Here is a 12,686-nt window from a genome sequence, read left to right as displayed (position 1 = left end):
TACTATTATTTAGTTAATAACTTGTGATTCAATTTGTTTTGTAACACCTGGTTCTACACTCTCTAGCGCTTGTTCAGATATTTCAATTGAGCGTTTGTAACGATTATTTTTAAATAAACGCTCTGCTTCATTAAGACTTTTATCAATATTTGAACTTTCTTTACGATAGCGGTTCCCATATTCAATCAATTTTTCAGCATAGACTGCATTGACGAGAACATCTGTTGCTTCATCTTCAAATTTATTCATTTGTAGAACTACTTTAGAGACTTTATCTTTAAGTTGTTTTACATGGATGGGTCTCACACTAAATTTTTTGTTTACTTCACGCACTTCATAATCTATTTCATTTTTCATAATGATGAATCTTTCAGGTACACTCGGTAAATTTGAGGCCAAGAGTTTTCTATAAACTTCCTCTTTTTTACTTTGAACACGCAAGATATTTTCTTCTGCTTCTGCTTCATCTTCTCGAAGTTGAATTAAATGATTTTGTAGTTTTTCTTGTTTTTCATTGATGACATCAACATGTTCTTCGATATATTTCAAGTTATCTTGGACTTCGCTATATCTTACTGCTGATTTCGCCATTTCTTGTAATATTTCATCATATACTGAAATCATGCTCTGAATTTCATTTTCAAACTGTCTTACATTTTGAACATCACTTTCGTTTATATAATAATTTTCGCGCACATATTCAATTTCAGTTTGTAACGTATAATTCATTTCTTTAGCTCTAAATAGATTATCAGTGATAACTTCTTTTGTTTCTTCTACTTCATTTTTTGCTTTTACTTCATGTTCGATTAATTCATACATTTCATCAAGACGATCATTAATACTATTTAATTTATCATTTGCTTCGTCTAATTCTAATCTACTGATCATTGGTTCAACGAAACTCAATTCTGTTTTAAGCGTCTGTAATGAACTATCAATTTTGACATGATCTAAATCATAACCCTCGACTTTCAAGTCGCGACATCCATATTTTAAATCTTGGAATTGTCCTGGTAATTCTTTTTGTGCTTCTCTAATCAACTCAGGAATTTCATCCATATCTTTTTTAAGATAATTCATATCTTCATTAAGCGTTTTGATATGATTGTACGCTTGGTTATAATTACCATCCTCTTTTAATGTTTCATATGTTTCCATTTCTGGAACAAATGATTCAATTTCTTGTTCCAATGGAGCAGCCGCTTCACCGAATTGATGTCTATTAGCTAACACATCACGTTTCATTTCACGATAATCCACCTTACACGATTCATACAGGTGGTCACTTTCTTTATGTAGATTTAAAATATTTTCAACTTTTGAAGTAAGTTCATTGTAGTTTTCTTCATATTTATCCATCAATTCATGTGCTTCATCAATTTCAGTTTGAGCTTGTGAAAATTTAAATTTATCAAGCAATCCTTCTGCATGATGAATTTTTTCTTCTACTGGTAATAAATATTGATTTTTACTATCTAGTGCATTTTGTTTTAAACTGTTATAAGTTGTTTTTGTCTCCCCTGTTAAAGTTAGCTCAGACAATTGAGATAGACTTTCATCATAGGGTAATTGTTCTACTTTTACTTTACGCGTTTCAGCCTTTTCAATTATTTGGCTTTTGTTGGAACGCATATAGAATAATATACCGACAATAATCAGTATAATGACAATAATTGCTAAAATGACATACAATACCATATGTTTTCTCCTCCTATTTTATCACTATTCATTATAACGTAAGATACCTACCCATTAAAGAGAAAATGAGTGAATCATCTCAATTATTTAAAATTAGTCATTAAGTTCTTTCTTTCCTAATCATATGTATAACGATAATTTTATAATATCTTCTAAAATCAATTGATTGATTACTATTAAAACAGTCTTTATACTAAATGAAAAGTAAAAAGTGAGGTTTTTTTATGCTAGAGGTTAGTGAAACAAATTATGATTTATTACAAAAGCAAGTTTCAAGTTTAATTGAAGATGAGTCCAATATGATTGCCATCCTTAGTAACGTATCTGCACTGTTAAATGATTCATTAGATCAAATTAACTGGGTAGGGTTTTATTTAGTAGAAGATAACGAATTAATTCTTGGTCCATTTCAAGGACACCCTGCTTGTGTACATATCGCTATTGGTAAAGGCGTGTGTGGGACTGCTGTTGCCAAAGATGAATCACAATTAGTAGCAGACGTAAATGCATTTCCTGGACATATTGCTTGCGATGCTAACAGTAAATCTGAAATTGTAATACCTATTCATAAAGATAGCAATGTCATAGGTGTTTTAGATATAGATGCACCTATCACAAACCGTTTCAATAATGAAGATAAGCAAGGCTTAGAAAACATTGTAGCTATCATTGAAAATCAATTATCATAAACCAATCCTGTTCTATTACAAACAAACGCAAGGTCAACTATTGACAGATTAATATATCATGGTACAATGTTCTTTGTGTGAATAAACGAAATTAGCAGTTGTATATTAATTGGCGCTATGTTGTTCCCAAAGTGGGCGTGCCGTGTAACCGTAGCTATGAGGCGAGGACACATAAAACAATATATCCAATTAAGCATGCAACACTCTTTTTTGTTTTTTCATAACAACAAAAAAGAAAAAGGAGGAGTCTATTTATGGCTCGATTCAGAGGTTCAAACTGGAAAAAATCTCGTCGCTTAGGTATTTCTTTAAGTGGCACAGGTAAAGAATTAGAAAAACGTCCTTACGCACCAGGACAACATGGTCCTAACCAACGTAAAAAAATGTCAGAGTATGGTTTACAATTACGTGAGAAACAAAAATTACGTTATTTATATGGCATGACTGAAAGACAATTCCGTAACACATTCGAAATCGCTGGTAACCAACATGGTGTACACGGTGAAAACTTCATGCAATTACTTGCTGCACGTTTAGATGCAGTTGTATACTCATTAGGTTTAGCTCGTACACGTCGTCAAGCACGTCAAATCGTTAACCATGGTCATATCGAAGTTGACGGTAAACGTGTTGATATCCCATCATACACACTTAAACCAGGACAAGAAGTTTCAGTACGTGAAAAATCTGCTAAATTAGATATCATTGCTGAATCTGTTGAAATCAACAACTTTGTACCTGATTACTTAGAGTTTGATGCAGACAACTTAAAAGGTAAATTCATTCGCATTCCTGAACGTAGTGAATTACCAGCTGAAATCAATGAACAACTTATCGTTGAGTACTACTCAAGATAATAAGTTTTATATTAAAACACCGACAAATTTTTTGTCGGTGTTTTTTTGTATCCAAATTTGTAGACAGTGACTCATTACGCAATCATTTCTAAGCTAAAATAATAAACGTAACATATTGAAAGGCTTCAAGATATCCCCCATTGTATTCACTTAATGTTAAAGGAAATTAAAAGACCTTCCGCTGTATTTCTTTTCAATTTTACATTTTTCTTCACTTTGTTTATATTTAGTAAAAAGGAGTGTTAACATTGAAAATTAGAGCTTTAGAAGAAACAGATTTGGACTTTGTACATCATTTAAATAATGAATATTCCATTATGTCTTATTGGTTTGAAGAACCATATCAATCTTTAAGTGAGTTACAATCACTCTATAAAAAGCATCTATTAGATGAATCTGAAAGAAGATTTATTATCGAAAATGATTCTGAGCGTATCGGCGTGGTTGAATTAGTAGAAATCGATTTTATACATAGTAATTGCGAAATTCAAATTATCGTAGATGAACAATATGGTGGTAAAGGATATGCCTCACAAGCCTTTAAAATGGCCATAGATTATGCCTTTTTAGTGTTAAACCTTCATAAAATATATTTATTTGTAGATGTTACAAACGAGAAAGCTGTACATATCTACCAAAAACAAAACTTTAAAATTGAAGGTACCTTACAAGAACATTTCTATACACGAGGTAAATATAATGATTGCCATGTAATGGGTCTTTTAAGAGATGATTGGATTAATCAACAAAAATAAATGTAACCCCCACTTCTCAACTTGTTGAGTTAGTGGGGGTTATGCATGAGCTTTTGCTCAGGTAATCCCTAGTACCACTTCTCAACTTATTGGGTTATTGGGACTTATGCATGAGCTTTTGCTCAGGTAATCACTAGTACCACTTCTCAACTTGTTGGGTGAGTGGGACTTATGCATGAGCTTTAGCTCAGGTAGTTATTGAATTAACAAAATAAGCGATGTGGTTTGTCAGAAATAAGACCATCGACACCAATACGGATCAGTTTTATCGCTTGGCTTTTTTCATTAACAGTATAAGGCATTACTTTTAATCCATGATAATGTGCTTTTTTCATAAAGGTTTTCGTTACTAATGAGTAGTGCGGATTAACATAGTCAGCATATTCAGCTATTTTTTTAAAAGATGGCATTTTATACCAATATCGTTTTTTGCTAATTAAAACACCTAATCGATAGCCATAATGCTTCAGATATAGTTGTTTTATAAAATTTTGATCAAAAGATTGAATGATCACTTGATTTTTATCTAGCTCGTATTGCTTTAGTTTATCTATTAAATCATTTTCAATGCCGGGATAATTTTTAGGTTGTTTCATTTCTATTAATAATGCCTGAGACGATGCTTTGATTAATGTTAATACTTCATCAAATGTCAGCAATGTTTGTTTGGTATATCTTGGATTACTATTTATACCATAATCATATTGTCTTAAATCATTAAGTGTTTGTTCTCCAACCTTCCCCCTACCATTTGATGTTCTGTCAATAGTGTCATCATGTATCACAACTAACTGACCATCCCGCGTTTTATGTAGATCTATCTCTAAAATATCTGCATTGCTTTGAAGGGCAGCTTGAATAGCAATACTGGTGTTTTCTGGATAATCCATTGCCAAGCCACGATGCGCAACTAACATTATATGATGTTTTTCGTATTCAAATGACATAAAAAGTGCCCTCCCCTTTCATTATAAACTAGAATCCACTAAACTTAAGTTATCATAAAAACAATGGAGGTCAAAGCAATGGTCCAACATCAATTTAAAGTAACTACAAAATGGGAAGATGGACGAGAATCAGTCGGTAAACTTTCTGGTGATATTTTGAATGAACAAATATCTATCCCAGCAGGTCTAGGCGGAAATGGAACTGGTACGAATCCTGATGAGTTATTAGTATCCGCAGCATCATCTTGTTATATCATTTCCCTTGCTGCTGTATTAGAACGCTCAGGTTTTACCAATATTGATATACAACAATCAACTATTGGATTAGCTATATTTGAAAATGCCAAATTTAAAATGGATACCATTACACATTATCCTGAAATAAATGTAGATACAACACAGAAAGAACAATTAAAAAAGAAACTACCAAAGTTACTAAAGATTGCAGACAATAATTGCATGATTTCAAATTCTATAAGAGGCAATGTCGACGTCAAAATAGAACCTATATTAAAATAATTTTGCAATCATTTTATGTATGACGGAATATGATTATAATAACAATGTATGCCCTTACATATTATTAGAAATTTGAATATATTTAATTATTTTAAATTTTTACACTTTTATATTTTCTGAAAATTTGCTAAACTTGACAATCATAAGCATTGGGGGAATTACACATGAAATATTATCATCCTTTGTTACTTACACCAGGACCAACACCTGTACCAGAACATATATTACACGCTACACAATTACCAATGGTCGGACATCGATCAAGTGATTTTGAAGCAATCGCAGAACAAGCTTTTAAATCACTTAAACCTATCTTTGGTTCTAAAAATGAGGTTATGATACTTACTTCAAGTGGAACCAGCGTACTTGAAGCGAGTATGCTAAATATAGCAAATCCAGATGATGACATCGTTGTAATTGTTTCTGGTGCATTTGGCAATAGATTTAAACAAATTGCAGAAACTTATTACGATAATGTACATATATTTGAAGTTGAATGGGGACAAGCGGTCAGTGTTCCTGACTTTATCGACTTTTTAAAATCTTTAAACACTGAAATCACAGCAGTCTTTAGTCAATATTGCGAGACTTCTACGGCTGTATTACATCCTGTTCATGAACTTGGCAAAGCATTAAACGACTTTGATTCATCGATATATTTTGTGGTTGATGGTGTTAGTTGTATTGGAGCTGTTGATGTAGATTTAGACCGGGATTATATCGATGTACTTGTTTCAGGTAGTCAAAAAGCAATTATGCTTCCACCCGGTCTCGGATTTGTAGCTTATAATAATCGTGCAAAAGAACGATTTAACGCAGTAGAAACGCCTAGATTTTATTTAGATTTAAATAAATATTTAAAATCATTGGCTGAACATTCAACACCTTTCACACCCAATGTATCTTTATTTAGAGGTGTAAACGCATACGCCGAACTAATCAATGCAGAAGGTTTAGATCAAGTTGTTGCTAGGCATTATGCGATAAGGGATGGATTAAGACAAGCATTGAAAGCATTAGATTTGGAATTATTGGTTCAAGATGTTTATGCGTCTCCTACTGTCACTGCGTTCACTCCAAAATCTAAAGATGAACTCAACTATATTAAGAGTGAATTAAAAAATAGATTTGCCATTACAATTGCTGGTGGCCAGGGTCATTTAAAAGGCCAAATATTACGTATTGGCCATATGGGGCAAATATCGCCTTTTGATATTTTACAAGTTGTATCAGCGTTAGAAATACTATTGTCAGAATTTAGAAATGAATCTTATGTTGGTAAAGCTATCACACAATATATGGAGGTCGTAAAAGCATATGTATAAAATTTTAGTTTCAGATCCAATTTCACCAGATGGTTTAAAAAATTTAACAGATCATAGCGATTTTAATGTCGACATTCAAACTGATTTGAATGAAACAGAATTAGCTGAAATCATTCCTAACTATGAGGGACTGATTGTACGTAGCCAAACACAAGTCACATCTAATATCATTGCTGCTGCACCAAACTTAAAAGTCATCGCACGTGCAGGTGTTGGTGTGGATAATATTGATGTAGAAGCTGCTACTAAACATGGTGTTATCGTTATTAATGCACCTGATGGGAATACAATTTCAGCTACTGAACATTCGATGGCAATGATTTTATCCATGGCACGTAACGTCCCTCAAGCCCACCAATCATTAAAAAATGGTAAATGGGATCGTAAAGCTTATAGAGGCACTGAACTTTATAATAAAACATTAGGTGTTATTGGTGCTGGGAGAATTGGAATTGGTGTAGCAAAACGTGCACAAAGCTTTGGTATGAACATACTTGCTTTTGATCCTTATCTGTCAGAAGACAAAGCTAAAGAACTTAATGTGACACGTGCTACAGTTGATGAAATTGCTGAACAAGCAGATTTTGTAACAGTGCATACACCGCTGACTCCAAAAACAAAAGGTATTGTAGATAAAGCATTTTTTGAAAAAGCAAAACCGACCCTTCAAATTATCAATGTTGCGCGCGGAGGTATCATTGATGAAGATGCGCTTGTCGAAGCATTAGATACTAATCAAATTCAGGGCGCTGCAATTGATGTATTTGAAAGTGAACCAGCAACAGAATCACCTCTTGTTGCACATGATAAAATCATCGTCACACCACACCTGGGTGCATCTACTGTTGAAGCACAAGAAAAAGTTGCAGTCTCCGTTGCCAATGAAATCATAGACATATTTGAACACGGTAATGTCGTTAATGCGATTAACGCACCAAAAATGTCCTTCAATGAAATTAATGATGAATTAAAGCCATATATTGAATTAAGTAAATTAACTGGTGAAGTAGGTATTCAATTATTGGAAAAAGCCCCTCGTGAGTTACAAATTAAATATAAAGGGGATATCGCACTGGATGATACAAGTTTACTTACTAGAACCCTTGTATCAGGTGTATTACGCCAAGATTTAGCAGAACGTGTCAACTTAATAAATGCCTTAGTATTACTAAATGAGCAAGGTGTATCATATAATATAGAAAAAGATACCAAACATCGTGGATTTAGCAATTATATTGAATTAACTTTAATTAATAAAGACACACAAATTAAAATTGGTGCAACTGTACTAAATGGCTATGGCCCAAGAATCGTACGTATTAATGAATACCCTGTTGATTTCAAACCTGAAAAACATCAATTGGTTATCAATCATAACGATAGACCAGGTATTGTAGGACGTACAGGTCAAATATTAGGTGAATACAATATCAATATCGCTTCTATGCATTTAGGGCGCACAAACCAAGGTGGTAATGCGTTGATGATTTTATCGATTGATCATCCTGTAACACAAGATGTAATCGATGCTTTATATGAAATTGAAGGATTTAATCTAATAAGAAGTGTAGAATTAGATGTTGCAGCTAATGAAAATTACAATATTTAACAATAATAAACTGACAGGACAACAAAATGATTGTCCTGTCAACTTTTTATCAAGATACATTTAATTTGAACTATTATTAACTGTCTTATTCATATGAAATACTATTTAAGCGTCTGGACATAAATAGCAGAAAAATAAAGGCTAGGACTTAAATCCCCATTCTCAAAATAAGAGGGGCAATCCTTAATATGGATTGCCCCTCTTTATATTTAAAATACTACGATTTTAATCGTACATGCTTGCCTGAGGATATGGCTCGAGCCTGTAGTCTCTCACTCATATCATTCCCCCTGGCGTCAACACATTACAAAATCTCTATAAGTAATGTATCACGACATGTAAATAAAATCGTTGAAACAATTCCTAAAAAGTATGCGATGCATTCAACATCATCGTGGAGCTACTCATATCATTCGAAATGTTTATATATGCGTTTTAGTTTAAGTAAACCCTGTAAGTCATTAATCGTAATCAGCTTTAACAAGGTGTAAATATATATTAATATCCCTTATATTCTTCAATCTTCAATATTTGTATTATAATAAAATATCTCGAATTTCACCTACATGATTAACGATATATTCAGCATCATAACTTTCTAATTCCTCACGTGCATTTTGGCCTTTCAAACCTGTTAAAGGACCGATAAAAGTTGCACCTATCTTTTTCGCACTTAATAAATCAGCTAATGAATCACCCACAATAAATACTTCATCTGGGTTTACACGATTTTCTTGATTTGTTGCATATTTTTTATAATGTTGCAAATCATTACCATCTAGCGTTGCTAAATAGCTAAATGGATTGGGTTTCCCTAGCGGCTTTAAATCAGGAAAATGTTCTTCTGCAATCAATACATCACTAGCAGTCACAATATGTAAATCGCCAAACAATGATTTAATCCCTAATGTTTCAAATGGTACGATTGTCTCAGTACGTGGTCGGCCTGTAGCAATGGCAATTTGGTAACCAGCCTCTTTTAAATCTTCTAACAATTGCTTGATTTCACTAACAGGTCTAAGCACTACCTCTTGATATATATAGCCTTTTTTAAAGTCAGTGCGCTGTTGTTTCTGTTCTACTTCATGATATAATTCGCAACCTAAATACCATTCCTGATATATTTCTTGTGCTAGCATCCAGAAAGGACTTTTCAACTCAAATAATTCAGCATCTTTTGTATTTAACTGTACTTTTGCATGTTCAATTAATGCTTGATATATATTTTCTTTACCAGAACTTAAACCATCTAAAAATGAAAGTGGTAATTCAAAATTAAGCTCAATATCAGAAATATGATCACCGAGAAATTGTAGCGTTTGTTCACTAAAGCTTTTTGAATTCAATGCAATAGACAATTCCTCTTGAGTAAGTGATTTGCATAAGTCAATGTAATGTAATGCAATAACAATAAATAACATATCCCAGTTTGAATTCAACCCTAAAGATTTTAACTTTGTTAAGATCTCATCATGGTAGAAGACAATCTCTCTTATTTCAGAAATTTGCTCGTCATCCAGTTCATGAAAATCTATAGATGGGTCAATAGCAATATAATCTTTACTCATTAACATTTCATAAACCGTTAATGCAGATACATCAAAGCACCTTTCTTCACTTAAAAACACACCATCAACATCAAATAATACCGACTTCATCTTAGTTCCTCTCCTTTAATCAGAAAATTCTGATACTAGTATATCGTACTATTTACATGTGAAAAGAGCAATGTATTTCCAAAAGATATATATAGAAATATATTATTAATTTCATAAAATTAATTTGAAAATAAAATCACGCTTGAAAATGAAACGATAACATGTACTTATCGCTAATTTCCAAACGTGATTGTATGAATTGCTACAACTTTATAATAAAACTTTCAAACGACGTCTATCTAACTATGATCTTCTAGTTGCGCTTCCATTTCGTCTGCTACTTGTTGTACTTGCGTCCCAATGATAACTTGGGTGTTGTGCTTACCGCTTGTTGTAACACCTACTGCACCAGCACTTTTTATCTTAGTTTCATCAATAATACTATTATCATTGAGTTCCATACGTAAACGAGTAGCACAATTTGTTAAAGAAGTAATGTTTTCTTTGCCACCAAGACCCTCTACGATTTGACTAGCCGTTTTTGAATACTTATTTTTCTGTAACTCCCCTTCAGACTCAGCTGAATCTGCAGTGTCACCTGTTGTAGCTTCTTCTGATGTCGGGTCAGGTAGTAAGTTATCACCACGACCAGGTGTATTAAGTTTCAACCATTTTATCGCTAATCTAAATACAACATAATAAATCACAAAGAACACTACACCTTGAACCATTAACATCAGTGGATGATTTGCTACTGGATTAATCAGAGATAGTAAAAAGTCAATTAACCCCGCACTAAATGAGAACCCTGCCGTCCAGTGGAATAGCGCTGCAATAAACAGAGATAAACCAGTTAATAGTGCATGAATAACAAATAGTATTGGTGCTACAAACATAAATGAAAATTCGATTGGCTCAGTCACGCCAACGAAAAATGCTGAAATCGCTCCACCAAACATTAAGCCATAAACTCTTTTTTTCTGTTTTGTCTCAGCAGTATGATACATCGCTAATGCTGCTGCTGGAATCCCAAACATCATTACTGGGAAGAAACCAGCCATATAGCGTCCTGTAATACCTTTAACGGCACCATCACCTGTTTGGAATTTAGCGATATCATTAATACCTGCTAAATCAAACCAAAATACTGCATTCAATGCATGGTGTAATCCTGTCGGTATTAACAAACGGTTGAAAAAGCCATATAAAAATGCACCACCAGGACCTAAATCTAATATCCATGTTCCAAATGCAACAATTGCTGAGTACACAACCGGCCAAACAAATAACATAATAACTGCTATAAATATACTAAAGAATGCAGTTAAAATAGGTACCAAACGTTTACCACTAAAGAACGATAACGCTGTTGGCAACTCAGTTTTACTAAATCTGTTATACGTATATGCAGCAACTAAACCGATAATCAAACCGATTAAGACGTTTTGATTATTCATTTGTTCGAACGCTTCATTTACTCCTGTTTCTTTTATACCCAATAATGGTGCTAATTTTTCAGGACTAAGCACGACGGTTGTTAAGAAGAAACCAACAGCTGCAGCAAGCGCCACTGCACCGTCATTTTTTTTCGCCATACCTAAAGCGACCCCAATTGCAAATAATATTCCTAGTTGTTCTAGAATCGTTGAGCCTGCTGTAGAAAAGAACGCAGCTATGGTTGGCAATATACCAAGTGCTGTTAATGCATTACCAATACCAACGATAATAGCAGCTGCTGGTAATACTGCAACTGGCAACATGAGCGATCTTCCCAAACGTTGAAAGAAACTATACATAATCATTCCCCATTTCCCAATAAATTACCCAAAAAATCACCACATGTACAAAATGTCCACGTGGTGAATGAAAGCGTTATACTTGTTGTCATTGTACAGTTCCATAATAACACAAGTTTTATAAAATTCGTATATAAAATAAGATTCAAAATGAGTAAAATGAATTATTTATGTGCTACAGATGCATTTAATTCATTTTGTAATTGAATTGTTCTTTTTTCCAATTCTTTTGTTAAATATTCTAATTTTTCATTTCGTTTCATATCTTTTGGTAAATTTTTAGTGTCGATAGGTTCACCAAATTTAATAATTGATTTGCCTGTGATTAAGCCCTGAATTTTTTTAGGACCAATATATGCCGCTGGTAAGATGGGTGCTTGCGCCATCATAGCAATTGTAACTGCACCTCGTTTCATCGGTGAACCTTCGTCATATTTCATACGATGGCCAGTTGGAAAAATACCAACTGTTTTATTTTCTTTTAATAATTTAATTGGCTTTTTCAACGTGCTTGGACCAGGATTTTCTCTGTCGACTGGAAAAGCATTAAGTGAACTTAAAAATCCACCGAACCACTTATTATTAAACAACTCTTTTTTGGCCATATAATGAATTTGATTTGGATAAATAGCCATACCTAACATAATGACTTCATTGTAACTTTCGTGAGTACAAGTGACGACATACCTATGTAATTGAGGAATATTTTCTTCCCCTTGCACTTCTAATGATTTACATATTTTACGTATAATTAAATTTAATATACTGCTAATAAATCTATACATTTTTCCACCTACTTTTTTCACCTTATATTACCTTATTGATTCTATCATTTAGTGCATTAATGAACAAGATAATTTATATTTCAGTCTAAAGTTGTATAGTGATAT

Annotated in this window: 11 protein-coding genes; 6 read left to right on the top strand and 5 right to left on the bottom strand. The window is 33.1% G+C overall.

Annotation, left to right across the window (positions count from 1 at the left end; all coding sequences use genetic code 11):
* Positions 1 to 9: 9 nt before the first annotated feature.
* Complete coding sequence (gene ezrA / locus JG554_RS05630; RefSeq protein WP_070039320.1) at positions 10 to 1,701, bottom strand: septation ring formation regulator EzrA; 1,692 nt, start codon at positions 1,699 to 1,701, stop codon at positions 10 to 12.
* Between the two features lie 224 nt (positions 1,702 to 1,925).
* Between ezrA and JG554_RS05625 the strand changes: the two genes are divergently transcribed.
* From JG554_RS05625 to JG554_RS05615, 3 genes are all read left to right on the top strand, one after another.
* Complete coding sequence (locus JG554_RS05625; protein ID WP_070039318.1) at positions 1,926 to 2,390, top strand: GAF domain-containing protein; 465 nt, start codon at positions 1,926 to 1,928, stop codon at positions 2,388 to 2,390.
* A gap of 254 nt (positions 2,391 to 2,644) precedes the next feature.
* Positions 2,645 to 3,247, top strand: a complete 603-nt coding sequence (rpsD, locus tag JG554_RS05620; RefSeq protein WP_019468598.1) for a 30S ribosomal protein S4 — start codon at positions 2,645 to 2,647, stop codon at positions 3,245 to 3,247.
* A 248-nt stretch (positions 3,248 to 3,495) separates the two neighbouring features.
* On the top strand, positions 3,496 to 4,002 hold the full coding sequence (locus JG554_RS05615; protein ID WP_046206846.1) for a GNAT family N-acetyltransferase: 507 nt from the start codon (positions 3,496 to 3,498) through the stop codon (positions 4,000 to 4,002).
* Positions 4,003 to 4,205: 203 nt separating this feature from the next.
* Here JG554_RS05615 and JG554_RS05610 read toward each other — a convergent pair whose 3' ends face one another.
* On the bottom strand, positions 4,206 to 4,949 hold the full coding sequence (locus tag JG554_RS05610) for a glycerophosphodiester phosphodiesterase (protein ID WP_046206845.1): 744 nt from the start codon (positions 4,947 to 4,949) through the stop codon (positions 4,206 to 4,208).
* Positions 4,950 to 5,027: 78 nt separating this feature from the next.
* On the opposite strand from JG554_RS05610, the gene JG554_RS05605 reads away from it, so the two are divergent.
* The 3 genes from JG554_RS05605 (at position 5,028) to serA (ending at position 8,402) form a co-directional block, all read left to right on the top strand.
* Entirely contained in the window at positions 5,028 to 5,468 is a 441-nt protein-coding gene (locus JG554_RS05605) for an SACOL1771 family peroxiredoxin (RefSeq protein ID WP_046206844.1), read from the top strand.
* A gap of 164 nt (positions 5,469 to 5,632) precedes the next feature.
* The gene (locus tag JG554_RS05600) at positions 5,633 to 6,793 is read left to right on the top strand and encodes a pyridoxal-phosphate-dependent aminotransferase family protein (protein ID WP_064208837.1); all 1,161 of its coding nucleotides are present in this window, start codon (positions 5,633 to 5,635) and stop codon (positions 6,791 to 6,793) included.
* Complete coding sequence (gene serA, locus JG554_RS05595) at positions 6,786 to 8,402, top strand: phosphoglycerate dehydrogenase (protein ID WP_046206842.1); 1,617 nt, start codon at positions 6,786 to 6,788, stop codon at positions 8,400 to 8,402. Before JG554_RS05600 ends, serA begins: the two co-directional genes overlap by 8 nt.
* Positions 8,403 to 8,938: 536 nt before the next feature.
* On the opposite strand, the gene JG554_RS05590 is transcribed toward serA, so the two are convergent.
* The 3 genes from JG554_RS05590 to JG554_RS05580 all read right to left on the bottom strand — a co-directional run bounded on the left by JG554_RS05590 (position 8,939) and on the right by JG554_RS05580 (position 12,581).
* Positions 8,939 to 10,060 (bottom strand): HAD family hydrolase, encoded by a 1,122-nt coding sequence (locus JG554_RS05590; RefSeq protein ID WP_070039313.1) that lies wholly within the window; start codon positions 10,058 to 10,060, stop codon positions 8,939 to 8,941.
* A gap of 239 nt (positions 10,061 to 10,299) precedes the next feature.
* Positions 10,300 to 11,796 (bottom strand): N-acetylglucosamine-specific PTS transporter subunit IIBC, encoded by a 1,497-nt coding sequence (gene nagE, locus JG554_RS05585; RefSeq protein WP_070039311.1) that lies wholly within the window; start codon positions 11,794 to 11,796, stop codon positions 10,300 to 10,302.
* 164 nt (positions 11,797 to 11,960) lie between these two features.
* Positions 11,961 to 12,581, bottom strand: coding sequence for a lysophospholipid acyltransferase family protein (locus JG554_RS05580; protein ID WP_046206839.1), 621 nt, complete (start codon positions 12,579 to 12,581; stop codon positions 11,961 to 11,963).
* Positions 12,582 to 12,686: the final 105 nt, after the last annotated feature.

The sequence above is a fragment of the Staphylococcus sp. 11-B-312 genome (genome assembly GCF_016743055.1).
Lineage (GTDB): Bacteria > Bacillota > Bacilli > Staphylococcales > Staphylococcaceae > Staphylococcus > Staphylococcus ureilyticus.
The sequence above is the reverse complement of the archived record's forward strand: the minus strand, read 5'-3'. Positions and strand labels throughout refer to the sequence as shown.